Source organism: Listeria grayi DSM 20601 (assembly GCF_000148995.1).
Classification (GTDB): Bacteria; Bacillota; Bacilli; order Lactobacillales; family Listeriaceae; genus Listeria; species Listeria grayi.
The window spans coordinates 26,300-41,276 of record NZ_GL538354.1; the positions used below are offsets into that span (position 1 = coordinate 26,300).

Annotated in this window: 14 protein-coding genes; 8 read left to right on the forward strand and 6 right to left on the reverse strand. The window is 42.7% G+C overall.

What is annotated here, in order from left to right; translation table 11 throughout:
• Positions 1-79: 79 nt before the first annotated feature.
• Positions 80-691, reverse strand: coding sequence for a restriction endonuclease subunit S (locus HMPREF0556_RS12360; protein WP_003759153.1), 612 nt, complete (start codon positions 689-691; stop codon positions 80-82).
• 433 nt (positions 692-1,124) lie between these two features.
• Here HMPREF0556_RS12360 and HMPREF0556_RS12365 point away from each other — a divergent pair, with 433 nt between their 5' ends.
• The 6 genes from HMPREF0556_RS12365 (at position 1,125) to HMPREF0556_RS12390 (ending at position 10,077) form a co-directional block, all read left to right on the forward strand.
• Positions 1,125-5,201 (forward strand): fibronectin type III domain-containing protein, encoded by a 4,077-nt coding sequence (locus HMPREF0556_RS12365; protein ID WP_003759154.1) that lies wholly within the window; start codon positions 1,125-1,127, stop codon positions 5,199-5,201.
• A 131-nt stretch (positions 5,202-5,332) separates the two neighbouring features.
• Complete coding sequence (locus HMPREF0556_RS12370; protein WP_003759155.1) at positions 5,333-6,175, forward strand: DUF72 domain-containing protein; 843 nt, start codon at positions 5,333-5,335, stop codon at positions 6,173-6,175.
• An 18-nt stretch (positions 6,176-6,193) separates the two neighbouring features.
• Positions 6,194-7,603: a DUF4026 domain-containing protein gene (locus HMPREF0556_RS12375; RefSeq protein ID WP_003759156.1), complete on the forward strand. Its 1,410-nt coding sequence runs from the start codon at positions 6,194-6,196 to the stop codon at positions 7,601-7,603.
• A gap of 23 nt (positions 7,604-7,626) precedes the next feature.
• Entirely contained in the window at positions 7,627-9,000 is a 1,374-nt protein-coding gene (locus tag HMPREF0556_RS12380; protein WP_003759157.1) for a bifunctional metallophosphatase/5'-nucleotidase, read from the forward strand.
• A gap of 17 nt (positions 9,001-9,017) precedes the next feature.
• A complete protein-coding gene (locus tag HMPREF0556_RS12385; protein WP_036108185.1) occupies positions 9,018-9,296 on the forward strand; it encodes a YutD family protein in 279 nt (92 codons plus the stop codon).
• Positions 9,297-9,306: 10 nt separating this feature from the next.
• Positions 9,307-10,077: a TIGR01457 family HAD-type hydrolase gene (locus tag HMPREF0556_RS12390; protein WP_003759159.1), complete on the forward strand. Its 771-nt coding sequence runs from the start codon at positions 9,307-9,309 to the stop codon at positions 10,075-10,077.
• Between the two features lie 118 nt (positions 10,078-10,195).
• Here the strand turns inward: HMPREF0556_RS12390 and HMPREF0556_RS12395 are convergent, their stop codons facing one another.
• The 3 genes from HMPREF0556_RS12395 to HMPREF0556_RS12405 all read right to left on the reverse strand — a co-directional run bounded on the left by HMPREF0556_RS12395 (position 10,196) and on the right by HMPREF0556_RS12405 (position 12,175).
• On the reverse strand, positions 10,196-11,335 hold the full coding sequence (locus HMPREF0556_RS12395; protein ID WP_003759161.1) for a glycerate kinase: 1,140 nt from the start codon (positions 11,333-11,335) through the stop codon (positions 10,196-10,198).
• Between the two features lie 15 nt (positions 11,336-11,350).
• Positions 11,351-11,851, reverse strand: coding sequence for a phosphatidylglycerophosphatase A family protein (locus HMPREF0556_RS12400; protein WP_036108194.1), 501 nt, complete (start codon positions 11,849-11,851; stop codon positions 11,351-11,353).
• Positions 11,852-11,938: 87 nt separating this feature from the next.
• A complete protein-coding gene (locus HMPREF0556_RS12405; RefSeq protein WP_040486951.1) occupies positions 11,939-12,175 on the reverse strand; it encodes a NifU family protein in 237 nt (78 codons plus the stop codon).
• Between the two features lie 380 nt (positions 12,176-12,555).
• Between HMPREF0556_RS12405 and HMPREF0556_RS12410 the strand changes: the two genes are divergently transcribed.
• Positions 12,556-12,885 carry a YuzD family protein gene (locus tag HMPREF0556_RS12410; RefSeq protein WP_036108197.1) on the forward strand — a complete coding sequence of 110 codons (330 nt, stop codon included), beginning with the start codon at positions 12,556-12,558 and terminating at the stop codon, positions 12,883-12,885.
• A 14-nt stretch (positions 12,886-12,899) separates the two neighbouring features.
• Positions 12,900-13,139, forward strand: a complete 240-nt coding sequence (locus HMPREF0556_RS12415) for a YuzB family protein (protein WP_003759167.1) — start codon at positions 12,900-12,902, stop codon at positions 13,137-13,139.
• A 68-nt stretch (positions 13,140-13,207) separates the two neighbouring features.
• On the opposite strand, the gene HMPREF0556_RS12420 is transcribed toward HMPREF0556_RS12415, so the two are convergent.
• Entirely contained in the window at positions 13,208-13,840 is a 633-nt protein-coding gene (locus tag HMPREF0556_RS12420) for an SDR family oxidoreductase (RefSeq protein WP_036108203.1), read from the reverse strand.
• Between the two features lie 94 nt (positions 13,841-13,934).
• Positions 13,935-14,939, reverse strand: coding sequence for an NAD(P)/FAD-dependent oxidoreductase (locus tag HMPREF0556_RS12425; RefSeq protein WP_003759170.1), 1,005 nt, complete (start codon positions 14,937-14,939; stop codon positions 13,935-13,937).
• Positions 14,940-14,977 lie beyond the last annotated feature (38 nt).

Here is a 14,977-nt window from a genome sequence, read left to right on the forward strand (position 1 = left end):
AATAAAAACCTCCTAATAATTTTTGATGTTTATAACATCATTTCTATTATTGGGAAGTTTTTAATTATTGAAAAGTATTTTAAATGAATAAGTTTTTTAAGTAGGCTTTTTTAAGAGTAGTCAGTTTTTCTATTTTAGAATGGTGAAGAGTGATGGTGTTGTCGAGTTGTTGGAAAAAGGTACCGATTTTTTTTTGCTCTAAAAAAGTAGGTATTTTAACAGGTAATTTCATCAATGTATTAGAAGTTAATTTTGCTCTACCTCCACCAACTAAAAACGGCTCAATATTAATAGATTTAATTGCATTCATTAAAAATTTATTATCACTGACTCTGTCTATTCCTTGTATAACATGAGCATGATTATTAACCCAAATTTTTTCGTTTACATATTGGACGGGATAATTTATTAGATCATTAGCTCCATCTTCTGCTATCAATACATATTCACCTTTATGAGTAAATCCTTCAACATAATCTTGTATTCCATTAGCACCATAATAAGGAGTTGTCCCTGCTATTCTATCTGATGCAGTAACTGGAATTCTTAAATTATCAAAACGGTTAGCAATTTCTCCCAACTTACGCTGTTCCCATGCGTCAATTTCCCCGAAATTCAACTCCATTACCGAAATTATATTCAAAAATAAGGTATAAGAAAGCAACGAATTGAGTGAAAAGTAGGAACACATCCCTCAGGATAAAATAAAGGTATGGCGAACCTTATCTTTATTTAGAAGACACCACTCCATCTATTTTTGATAAAGTAGTGTAATATTTTCTATCTTTGATCTTCATGCTTCTACGTAGTGGGATTCTTATACCAATAACACATTCGAATTACCATATACCAATCTTTAACCCAAAATACCATTTCAAAAACCCCCCCCCATTTTTTGTTCCCAATTACTGAAACAAATACCCAAATCATGAAAACGTTTTCTAAAAATCGAACTTTCCGCTTATAATATACCCAGAATCACAAAAACAGCAGGGCGTGTGATTCAATCCATTCCAGAGGGAGGAGAAACAACGGGATAGCTTGTGAGATGCGTATCAACCAACAGATTATACGAACAATTGGGGAAAGATGCAGTAATTATTTTAACTTGGGGAGGTTAAAAAATGGCGAAAAAGCTATTAACGATCAGCTTAACGATTATGTTAGCAGTTAGTGTTTTAGCGACGAATGCATTTCCAGTGTTTGCAAGCAAGCAACAAAAGTTGGCGGATAAAGATTTATATAAGCCAAATGACGCGTATAGTTATATCGTGTCTGCCACGACCGGTAAAGTTGTCGAAATAGATGGTGATGCACTTACCGCAAGTGGGAACGAGAATGATGGCAATAAGCTGACAGATAAAAGTCTATTTTCGATTCAAAAATTTGAAGAAGCTAATCGTGTACAGATCACTCGTACGGATAATCCAAATCAGGTTTGGGTGAGCAATGGAGAGAATCTTCTAGCAAATGGCACGAAGCAAGCGACGATCTCGGCGGGAAGCTGGGAAGGTTTTGAATTGGAAAAAACGACCGGCGATATGGTTAACATCAAAAATTTTGACGGTCACTATATTCAGCTTCAAAATGATAAATTAGTAATTGGTTCAGCGGATAAAGAGCAGGCAGAAAGCTTTTATATCATTGCGCCAAAATACGAAGATACGAGTGTTTATATGGAACATAAGCAAACTGGCAATTATATTCAAGCAAATGGGATAGCGAACGATCCACTGACAGTTGACGGGAAGAAAGAGAATGATAAGATCGGTGACAAAGCAAGATTTAGTCCGATTTACGGTACTTTTGACGGTCAGCCGGTAATGAATTTTGTTTCGAAAGCATTTGGTAATATCACTTGGAAATCCGGCGGAACAGATACAGTTTTCCAAAACAACGGGGTTCTGGCAAGTGGCTGGGAATCGATCGTGGTGGTGCCGAATGGGGATGGAACGATTTCTTTCAAAGATTCGCAAAACAAGAAATATATTACTGTCAAAGACGGCAAATTAGCTTGCAATTATGAAGGCAACTTGACGAACAATGAAAAATTTGTGATTCATACTGTCACAGCTCCTAAAAAAGCTACAGGGCTGAAAACGGAAACGGTGACGAATTCTTCTGCCAAAATCACTTGGAACAGTCCTTCAGAAACGATCTACACTGGCTTCAAAGCGGTTTTGGTCAATCAATCGACAAATGAATCGATCATCGGGGAAGAAACAAATAAAAAAGAATGGACTTTCAAAGATTTGAAACCGGGAGCAAGCTATTCAGCGAGTGTGCGAACGGTGAATGCGGACGCTCCTTATGCTGAAAGCGAAGCAGTCACCTTCCAAACGAAAAAAGGTGTAGCTCCTGAAAAGCCGACGCAATTAGAGGCCAAAGCGGCTAATAATGCGATCGAGCTTAGCTGGAAGGCAGTGAACGGCGCAGACAGCTATGACATTTACCGCGCTAAAAGTGCCTACGACAAAGATGGCTATAAAAAAATCGCGACTGGGATCAAAGCAGCAGCTTATACGGATAAGGATCTGAATGCGGATAAGTACAGTAATTACTATAAAGTCGTTGCTGTGAACGAAAATGATGCGTCTGATCTATCCGATGAGTTCGCTTCTTTAGAAAAAACATTGTTTGGCAAAAATATCTATATTTTTGCACCAACAGACGATACGAAGCAGATTGACGAAATTTTAGCGAATACCTTCCAATTACAGAATGATAGTGATAAGAATGCCCAATTTAATGAAAATCGTTTTACTTTCTACTTCAAACCAGGTGATTATACAAAAACGAAAACGATTCCTGTTGGTTTTTATACACAAATTGCTGGATTGGGTCAAACGCCTTACGATGTGAAGCTAAACAATTTGGAAGTACCAGCTTATCTACCGGATTTCAATGCGACTTGTAATTTCTGGCGTTCCGGCGAAAACTTCTCAGTAATGAATACTGGCGACAACACTTCTTATTTCGGCAGTTATCGTCCGGATCAATTCAACTGGTCAGTAGCACAAGCAGCTCCACTTAGAAGGATCTATTCCGAAAGAGCGATGAGCTATGATTGGAACTACGGCTGGGCGAGCGGTGGTTATGTGGCGGACAGCAAGATCGACGGGATCACCGGCGAAGGGAATAGTTCAGGTACTTTCTCTGGACAACAGTTTTACACACGTAATTCCGAAGTGAAAGGAAATGTTTACGGAACGACGCTGAATGCTTTCTATCAAGGAGTCGTTGCTCCAAATCTTGTTAATGATCAATCCGGCAAAGCCTTAGTGAACGGCAATGGTTTCAGCAACTGGGCGATCCCGACAAGTGATCAACAGCAACAAGTAGACACAAATGTCGCAACCACACCGGAATTACGAGAAAAACCATTCCTATTCCTTGATAAGGACGGAGAATATAAAGTCTTTGTCCCAGCACTGAAAAAGAACTCCAAAGGGACTTCCTGGTCAAAAGACAGTATGGGAGACGGCAAAGTTGTTTCACTGGATAAATTCTATATTGCTAAAGAAGGCGATTCCGCAAGCAAGATCAACGGCGAACTGGCAAAAGGCAAAAATATCTTCTTCACGCCGGGAGTCTACCATGCGGAAGAAACGATCAAAGTCCAAAAAGAAAATACGATCTTACTCGGAACCGGAATGGCATCGATCATTCCTGATAACCAAGAGGCAGCCATGCATTTAGATGATGTGAGTGGCCTTACAGTGGCAGGATTGATATTTGATGCAGGCGAACATTCCAAAGCAATGCTAGTGGCGGGAGAAGAAGGTAAACATACAAGCCACGCCAGCAATCCGACACTACTTGCAGATCTATTCTTTAGGATCGGTGGCACGACTGATAAATTGACGAAGGCGGACGACGCTTTGATCATCAACAGTGACGATGTTATCGGTGACCATTTCTGGATCTGGCGTGCAGATCACGGCACCGGCGTTTCCTGGGACGGCAATAAGTCGAAACACGGCATGATCGTGAATGGTGATAATGTGACTTCTTACGCGCTTTTCAATGAACATTTCCAAGAATACGATACACTGTGGAATGGCGAAAATGGTGCCACGTATTTCTATCAAAATGAAAAAGCATATGACCCGATCAGCCAAGAAGCATGGATGTCGCATAATGGGACGGTCAAAGGCTATGCGGCTTATAAAGTAGCGAATAAAGTGAAGAAACATTACGCGATCGGGCTTGGCATCTATAATGTCTTTATCAACACAGGACCTACGCACGACTCGTCTAAAGTCCAAATCGAATTAGACAATGCAATCGAAGTCCCGAATGCGAAAGATGTTCTGATCGAAAATGCAACGCTGCAAACCTTCGCGAAGGAAGATGGCGCTCTGCAAAAATTCAATCATATCATCAATGGGACAGGGGAAGGCGTTAGCAGTGGCGTGGATGTCAATACAGGCGAAAAAGGAGAAGGCTGGTCCCGTAAGTTTATCCTAAGCTACCAAAATGGCGTGACGACAAGAGGATTTAATGGATCCATCACCGAGCAGGGGCAACAGCCAACGGACGAAAATGGCCAACCACCCGTGCAATCTGTAGATAAAACAGCTTTAAAAAAGTTGATCGCCCAAAGTGAAACAAAGAAAAAAGCAGATTATACTGCAAAATCATGGACGGCTTTTGAAACAGCATTAAAAACTGGTAAAACAGTCTGGAACGATACGAAAGCAACGCAAAAAGAAGTAACGCAAGCCGAGAAGAATCTCCAACTAGCACTAGAAAAATTGGTGAAGGCACCAGTAAAAGTTGATAAAACAGCGCTAAAGAAGACGATCCAGCATAATAAAGATAAAAAGAAAGCAACTTACACTGCCAAAACATGGGCGCCTTACGAAAAAGCATTCAAAAAAGCAGAAAAAGTCTTGAATGATGCAAAAGCAACGCAAAAAGAAGTCAATCAAGCAGAAAAAGACTTATCAAAAACAGCTAAAGCGTTGAAAAAAGTAAAAGTAAACAAAAAAACGCTGAAAGCGACAGTAGAAAAGAATCAGCATAAGAAAAAGAAAAATTACACAAGTAAAACGTGGAAGAAGTATTCCCAAGCATTGAAGGAAGCCAAACATGTTTTAAAAGACAGCAAGGCGACCCAAAAGAAAGTCGATCAAGCCGATAAAAACTTGAAAAAAGCTGTAAAAGGCTTGAAAAAAGTCAAAAGTAAACACAAATAAAAACGGAAAAAGGTTACCCTCTTGCAGATCAAGCAAGGGGGTTTTTTTCGGAAAAGCCAGCTTTTTAACTGCTTCCCACCACAAAAAAAGGTATAATAAAAGGGAGAACAATCAGAAAGGTTGGGATTTAAATGGTAATTATCGGACTTACAGGTTGGAGCGACCATGATACGCTGCTGAATAATCAAAAGAAACTGCATTTAGAAGATTATGCGGCTCATTTTCCGCTTGTAGAAGTAGACACGAGTTTTTACGCGATCCCCTCACCTAAAACGACGACGCAATGGGTCCGGCAGACACCGGCGGGTTTCGGATTTGTTGTAAAAGCCTTTCAAGCGATGACACTGCATAAAGAGTGGCAGGATTATTTTGATTCCGAGCAAGCCATGTATCGTGCTTTTATGGATATGATCGCCCCAATCAGTGAAGAGGGCAAGTTGAAAGCAGTCTTGTTTCAATTTCCACCATATTTTAATTGTACGAAGGAAAACATCTCTTACTTACGCTATATTGCTAAGCAAATGGAAGGTTTGCCAGTTGCGATCGAGTTCCGCAATAAATCCTGGTATTCTGAGACTAATCGAGAAAAAACACTCGCATTGCTGACCGAACTGAAATTTATCCATACGGTTGTCGATGAACCGCAAGTCGGAAATGGAACGGTGCCGATCGTCTTGCAGGCAACACATCCAGAGCTGACATTAGTGCGGCTCCATGGGCGAAACCAATTTGGCTGGCTCAAAGGTAACAGCGAGAATTGGCGGGAAGTACGCACGCTCTATCGCTATAATGAGGAAGAGATCGAAGAGTGGAAAAAATACATCCACCATTTAGAAAAATCGTCGAAAGAGATCGTGGTGATCTTTAATAATAACAGCGGCGGAGATGCTGCTGATAATGCCAAGCAATTGGAAAAAGCGCTTCAAGTACAATACGATACACTTGCACCGCGGCAGATGAATCTGTTTGACTAACAAAAAAGGAGACGAAGTATGACACAATTAAACGATTATTTAGCTATCCAGGCGGGAAACTTCGAAAAAACACCTTCGACATTTGTCTTTACGCCTAAGCAAGCGATGACACTAAAAGAAATCCAAAAGCGCTTTAAACTATATCCGCTTTTTTCCAAAGTTCGCTTTGAAACAAATCCGGCAATGCCTGAAACCAGTATGTATATCGATTTCCAGTTTAAGCAGGAGGAGTATCGATACTATTTGGAGCTATTGGAGCGGCAGGAAGAGGAAGAATTTTTGGAAAGCTATTTTCGGATGGAACCGATCATGGAAGAAACGCTCGCTGCGGTAAGGCAGGCGAAGCAGGATATTTATTTGGAAACACTTTTTCAAGCAGACAGCATGCTCAGTTACGCTGTCCAACTGCACGCGACTTATTGTATCGCACCGGATCTGCTTATCTGCCGTGACCTTTCCGCTGGGAACAAGCTTTTCGGCAAAGATTGGCTAGGATTCCAAACGGAGACTGATATCATGCCGGATGTGGAAAGTTTGTATATCATTCATTCGGTTTATGATAATGAGAGTGCAGAACCGCAGTCGTTCTGGTTCCACACGCACGGACTTAATCGTTTGGGCTTTGCTGAAGTGGAGATCATCATCCCGAATCCCCTGGAAAGTTTTTATGGGATCTCCGACTTGATTCGTACTTATGTCAATAACTGTATCGAAAATGAGCAGTTTGTGATGCTGGAGCCGGCGCCTATGGTCCAGACCCCGGAAAGATTGGAGTATGTGCTTGCCGTTCCTTGGGAAGTAGGCTTGGAATATGTGAAACAGCCGCCGCTGATCGAATCTATTCCGGATCTTGAAGAATTAGCGTTTCCCAGTAGCTTACCGCAAGGAGAATTTTTAGGCGATCTAGCAGACCGCGACGAGCACCACGCTGGTCCTTCTGTTCTGCTCTTCCGCGCGATCGAGACAGAACCACAGCTACAGACATTTTTCCAAAGCTTTAATGAGCAACAATCGCTCATGTTTTTGAAAACTAGAAAAGAAACGCTGACAATGGCGGATAAAGCTAGAAATAGACTACCGTATTTCCGAAATATCTTTGAAGCAGAAACGAAACCGGCGAAAAAAGGGTTCTTTGGCCGTAATAAAGTACAGGCTGATCCTGATTATCGCTTTTTAATGAAATTCGGCATTCCTTTTGGAGAAGGGGAGGACGATAAGGAACATATCTGGTTTGAACCGCTGGAACTTTATAAAGATAAAATAAAAGGCAAGCTGATCAATGAGCCATTTTACCTCCGTGATATGCAAAAAGACGGCATTTATGAAGTGCCGCTCGAGCAATTGACGGACTGGCAGGTTTCCTCGGAAACAAGTTTTTACGACCCGAATAATGTGTATCAATTTTTCTTGCCGTACACAAATAGCTGACTGCGAGGAAAGGGAGGATCTGAATGAAAAAATTAACACTATGGCATACGAATGACATCCATAGTCACTTTGAAAATTGGCCGCAGATCATTGCTTTTTTACAAGCAAAGAAAAAGCAGGCAGATTCTTCTGGAGAAGCCGCACTATTCTTTGATATCGGCGACTTTCTAGATCGCGTCCACCCGCTGACGGAAGGAACGAATGGAAAGGCAAATGTAGCGATGCTGAACGAGCTACCTTATGATGCCGTCACGATCGGAAACAATGAAGGGACGACGTTGGCACATGAACAGGTAGAAGAACTCTATGAGGATGCCGTATTTCCTGTTGTCTGCTGTAATCTATATGAAGATCTCGATTATCAAATCAGACCAGACTGGGCGGCGCCTTTCGTTTATAAACAAATCGATGATCATAAAGTTGCGATCCTCGGCGCAACAGCACCATTTCGCGAGTTTTATGAAACATTGGGTTGGGGAATCGAAGAGCCGATTCCAGCTATCCAAAAAGTCTTAGCGATGCTAGATAAAGACACGGACACGATCATTCTGCTTTCACATCTGGGTTTACAGGCAGATGAACGGATAGCAGCGGTACTGCCAGAAATCGATATCATCATCGGCAGCCATACGCATCATTTACTCGAAACTGGTAAAATGGTAGGAAACACACTGCTTGCTGCCGCTGGGAAATGGGGACAGTATGTGGGCGAGATCACGATCACTTTCCATGATGATAAAACTATCGCAGCAAAAACGGCGATCACTTATCCGACCACCTCACTTCCCGATGTTGCTGGAAAAGAAGCAATGATCGCGCAATATTTTGAAGAAGGAAAAGCGGAATTATCTGCTGAAGTGGTCCACCTCCCAGAAGCTCTTTATCATGATTGGTACCAGACTTCAAAAATAGCGGATATAATGGCGGAAGCTGTGATAGAATGGACAGGGGCAGAAACATTTCTAAACAATGCCGGTATCTTTATGAAAGATTGGCAGCCGGGAACCATTACAGAATTCGACATCCATCAAATGCTGCCACACCCGCTCAATGCGATTGTGGTGACGATGACAGGTGAAGAACTGGCCGTGCTGATCCAATCGATTGCAGAAAAAGAAGCAGAATTAGTCCAATTACCGCTAAGAGGTTTTGGCTTCCGTGGTGAGTTTTTCGGAAAGATCCTGATGCCCGGAGCGAGCTTCGATGCCGAAAACCAAGTGGCGCTATTCAATGGCGAATGGATCGATGCACAAAAAGAATACCGGATCGCCACACATGATACATTTGTATTCGCACCATTTTTCCCGATCATCAAACGGGTATCTAAAAAAGAAGTGTATACACCGGAGCTTTTGCGTGATATTTTAAAATGGAAGCTAAAGGCTATTTACGGATAGAAGAGGAGGGAAGCCCGATGATCACCATCCAAAATATCAATTACGAATTGATAACGAACTATCGGGAAGCATTCGATCAGGAAAAGTTAGAAGAACGCTTCAGTGATATTCTCGGAAGATATGATTATATTGTCGGCGACTGGGGTTATGATCAGCTCAGACTGAAAGGCTTTTTTGAAGACAACAACCGGAAAGCCGCCTATGATAATAAAATCGGCACGCTGAAAGAATATATTTATGAATACTGTAATTTTGGCTGTGCTTATTTCGTTTTGAAAAAAATAAAAGGCAAATGAGGTTTGTAAAGTGATCACAAAAACATATGGTGCATATTTGATTGATTTAGACGGAACCATGTACCGAGGTTCAGAAAAAATCCCGGAAGCACCGCTCTTTGTAAAAGAACTGTTGGCTCGAAACATCCCACATTTATTTGTGACGAATAATTCGACCAAAACACCAGAACAAGTCGCTGCAACATTGAATAGCATGGATATCCCGGCAAAACCGGAAAATATTTTCACTTCTTCTTTGGCGACTGCACAATATATGACACAACTGAATCAAGGAAAAACTGCCTATGTCATCGGTGAGACTGGCTTAAAAGAGGCACTTCAGCTGGCGGGTTTTGAAGAGAAAGCCGTTGATCCTGATTTTGTGGTCGTAGGAATGGACCGGGAAGTAAATTATGAAAAATTAGCCACAGCAGCACTAGCGATCCGCGACGGGGCTACTTTTATTTCTACAAACCGCGACCGAGCGATCCCCACTGAAAAAGGTCTCATGCCCGGTAATGGAGCAATCACAGGCGCGATCAGTTTGACAACTGGCGTAGAGCCGACATTTATCGGCAAACCCGAAGCTATCATTGTAGAGCAGGCATTAGAACGCCTTGGAATCGGAAAAGAACAAGCAATCATGGTCGGCGATAATTATGAAACAGATATTTCCGCCGGCATTCATTACGGTATGGATACGGTGATCGTGCATACCGGCTTTACTTCACCAGAAGAACTGCGGGAAAAGCCGCAGCAGCCTACATATGCCATTGCTGATTTATCGGAGTGGCAGTTTTAATAGGAAGGCGTCATCATGGTGATCACATATTAAAGAGCATGAAGCAGAAGCTTGATAATATATGTGATCAAAAGTAGCAATATAAAAAGCCATATCATCCACTAGATGATATGGCTTTTTATAACCGCAAGATCCTAGCAATATTCTCACTAGCACGTTCTAAATTGGCGTCTGTCTGCTGCATCGCCGTTTCTAACTCTGTTACGCCAGATTGAATACTGAAAACACTCGTAAATCCCTCTTGATACAGGGCGGCATTTTCAGCAGTAATACTTCCTGCTAGTGCAATCACAGGGACATCATAACGTGCAGCAAGGCTGGCAACAGCAACGGGGACTTTCCCGGCTTTGCTTTGGTCATCCAGCTTGCCTTCGCCAGTCAAACAGAGATCGGCCTGCTGCATTTTTTCTGCTAGATCGGTATATGTCATAACGATTTCTGCGCCGTTTTTGATTGTAGCATTGGTAAAAGCCACCAGTCCTGCAGCTAATCCGCCAGCAGCACCTGCTCCTTTTAGGGACAAAACATCTTTACCCAAGTTTTGCCTGATCAGCTCGCCATATTGATGAAGCGCGTTATCCAATTCTTGCACAAGTTTCTTATCTGCGCCTTTTTGTGGTCCGAAAACAACACTCGCACCATATGGCCCACAAAGAGGGTTATCGACATCCGTAGCAATGATAAATGTTGTTTCAGCGACACGCGGATCTAACTTTGATACGTCGATCTTAGCCAACTGCCTCAAGGAGGAAACACCGTTTGGGAGAAGTTGGCCGTTTCTATCTAAAAAACGAATACCAAGCGCTTCGGCCATGCCTCTGCCGCCATCATTTGTGGCACTTCCGCCGACGCCGATCAAGATCGTTCGCATGCCGTCAGCCAAACATTGTTTGATCAGCTGGCCTGTTCCATAAGTAGAAGCAATGGCGGGATCTCGCTCTGACAACTTCAAAAGTTCTAATCCACTGGCAGTGGCCATTTCGATGATACCGGTTTTACTAGCTTCGATAATGCCATAATGTGCCAGTACTGACCGACCGAGCGGGTCGCGCACATTCAGCTGCTTTTTGACTCCGCCAGCTGACATAACCACTGCATCCAGAGTTCCTTCCCCGCCATCTGCCATTGGGGAGAGGATAAAGGCAGCCTCTGGATATACTTTTTGCATACCGCGCTGGATCGCTAAACAAACTTTTCGAGCAGACAAACTTTCTTTGAAAGAATCTGGTGCGATCAAAATAGTAGGACTTTCTTTCATAAGAACAGCCTCCCTCTATTGGACGATATCGTCATGATAACTATGCGCAAGTCTGCTTGCTGCAGCTGCAGCGATCGCTCCGACGATGTCATCGAGGAAGGTATGCACATCTGTACCGTTATGCTCATTTAATTTAGCCAAAATACCTGGTTTGACTTTATCGATATAGCCGTAATTAGTGAAACCGATCGAACCATAAACGTTGACGATCGAAAATGCCAAGATCTCATCAATACCATAAAGGCCTTCATCTGAATCAATAATACTTTGCAGCGGTTCCACGAGTTGCTTTTGTTCCGCTAAGACATCTAGCTGAATACCAGTCAAAATCGCATTTTGAACTTCTCGTTTGCGAAGGACACGCTCTACATTTTGGCGGCAGATCTCAATATCCAAAGTAGGATGATATTTTTTTTGTAAATATAAAACAAGCTCTGCGATGTCGTCGATCGTGACGCCACGTTCTTCCAGCCAACTTCTGGCTTTTGCTTCTAAGACACTTTGTTTTTCAACCATTATGATCACCTCATCATTAAAATGAAAAAGCATCCTAAAAAGGGATAGCGGATTATTCCTTTTTAGAACACTTCAATTATTCTATGTTTAATATACTTGAACGACTTCTTTAAAGCCGATCAACTTATCTGCAAGTGTTGTTTCTAGTCCCACTTTTAGTGTGATTTCTGAGCTTGCGCAAGACTCACATGCTCCTAAAAGTTTGATTTTGACAGTACCGTCTTTCGTAACATCGATCAATTCATAGTCGCCACCATCACGTGCAAGGTAGGGACGGAACTTTTGAAGCGCTCGCTCGACCGCTTCATAGCTGATTTCTTCCATCATAATAGAAACAGCCTCCTTTGAATGCTTATATCCCTATTATAACAGGTTGTTGCTAAAAGAAAACTATTAATATCCGAAGCCCATTTTCCCATAAAAAAAGGCGCGCTCCTAAGGCTCAAAAAGGAACGCGGTTCTACTAAAAAAAGTAGATAAAAGTTACAGGTTACTATACCTGTAAACAAAAGGGAGTGTTGCTAGATCCAAATCATCTGACCCAAGATAGCAACTTCATTTCAACACTTAGGCGCATTAAAGCACCATAGATGTTGGGACAATTATAATATAAGACAGAATTATCTGTCAACCATTATCTAAACAAGATAGTCGCAATTGCCGATAAGATTCGTTACAATATGGATAGAAAGGTGGGAAATAAAATGACAGAAGCAGTGACTATTTATGTGTATGGTTCTTCCATTCCATGTGCCAGTTGTGTAGGTGCTCCGTCCTCTAAAGAAACAGAAGAATGGCTGCGGGCAGCAATCAGAAGGAAGTTTCCGGAACAGTCATTCCGCGTGACCTATGTTGATATTTTTGACCCGCCAAACCAGCAGGAGACCCGGCAACTCGCAGAAAAAATCGTGGAAGAAGACTATATCTACCCAGTTATCGTTGTGGATAATGAAGTGGTGGCCGAGGGAAATCCGCGGCTGAAGGATATCTATGCGATCATGCTGGATAGAGGATATATAGCGCAACCATCTTAAAGGAGAGGGCAGAAATGAACCCGATTGTCGAATTTTGTGTGAACAACCTGGCGCAAGGATCACAAGCAGTTTATGAGAAGTTGGAGAATGATCCGAATCTAGATGTCGATGTCATCGAATATGATTGTCTGACTTACTGCGATCTATGTGCAACCAGCTTGTTTGCATTAGTGGATGGAGAAGTCGTTAGAGGGAGCAATGCCGAAGAACTTGCTGCCAATATCTATCGCTTTTTGGAAGAAAATCCCATATAAAAAATGGACAAAAGCCAGTTGACTTTGTCCATTCCATAGGCGCCTTCGCTGAAAAGCAAGGCGCTTTTTTAATTCCAAAAATCCTCGATCTTAGTAGATCCGTTTTCAATGGTATAGATTTTCTGATAAGCTTTTTCGACTGGAAGAACTTCTGTGACGAAAGCCGCAACATCCGCGCGTGAGATTTTTTCGGTAGGCGCGTTATTAACGACTTCACCGACTTTCCCAGTAGGCTCATCATTTGTGAGAGCAACGGGACGGACGATGGTGTAATCTAGACCGCTTTCGATCAATGCGTCATCTGCCCGGCCTTTTGCTGCTAGATAATGAGCAAGCGAATCAGGTCCTTTATCAGGTTCGCCGGCGAAAATCGTACTGATCAGTACAAAGCGTTTCACACCTTTTTGCTTGGCAGTCTCGATCGCGCGGATCGCTCCTTGTTCGTCGACGGCAGTTGTTTTTTCAGGACCACCGCTTCCGCCAGAACCAGCCGCGAAGACAACTGCATCGATTTCATCATAAGCGTAGCTGAAATCTTTTTCAAGATCTGCGATAACGGGTTTTCCTCCAAGTTTGGAAAGCGTATCACCTTGTTCTGCTTTACGCACCATTGCCCGTACAAAATAACCTTTTTCCAAGGCTAACTTTTCCACGATTTGCTTGCCGATCTGGCCATTTGATCCGATAACTAAAACATTCACTCTATCGCCTCCAAAATTTCTATAGTTATTATTTCCCGGTCTTGCCAAAATAAAACAAGGGGCCACGCCTAATTAGACGTGGCCCCTTGTAGAATCACTTGTCTTGATCGAACAATGAGCTAGAGTGCATTGGTTGCACGCGGGCTTTAGGATCGATAAAATGCATCGCGTTATTAACAGCAGTTGGTGCTTCACCAAAACCAGTGGCAATCAGTTTCACTTTGCCGTCATACGTACAAATATCACCCGCACTGTAGATGCCGGGAATGTTCGTTTCCATTTTGGAATTGACGACGATCGAATTTCGTTCGAGATCCAAACCGAAATCTTTGATCGGTCCCAGCGAGGAAACAAAGCCATAATTGATGATAAAGTCATCGACCTCTAAAAGTTCTTTTTTGTCACCCTTCACTTCATCTAAAGCAATTGCGGACAAACCACTTTCATCGCCTACGATGCTAGTAGGGATGAAAGGAGTCATGATCTTGACATTACTCTTTTCCAAATTGGAGACGCTATGTTCATGTGCGCGGAAAGCATTGCGACGATGGATGATCGATACTTCGGCAGCGATCGGCTCCAGCATCAGCGCCCAGTCGACAGCGGAATCACCGCCACCGCAGACAGCCACCCGGCGCCCTGAAAAGCGACTCAAGTCGTTGATGAAGTAGTGGAGGTTTTTCCCTTCGTATTGTTTAGCTTCTTCCAACTCCAAACGGCGCGGTTGAAAAGCGCCATTACCAGCAGTGATGATGATCGACTTGCTGTAATGGATATCTGTTTCCGTTGTGATCTCAAAAGTGCCATCCGCCTGCTTTTCCACGGCTTGTACTGCTTCACCGAGACAAACGGTTGGATCGAATGGTTGCATTTGTTCGGTTAAATTATTGACGAGTTCCTGCGCGCGAACAGCGGGGAAACCGGGGATGTCATAAATATATTTTTCTGGATATAGTGTCGAAAGCTGACCGCCTAATTGAGGAAGGCTTTCGATTATTTTCACACTGGCTTTACGCATTCCTGCATAAAAAGCGGCAAAAAGACCAACTGGGCCTCCGCCGATAATGGTGATATCATAAATTTTGGTAGTGTCGTCCAAAAGAATTCCTCCTTATTATGGGTACAATACAGCTATTT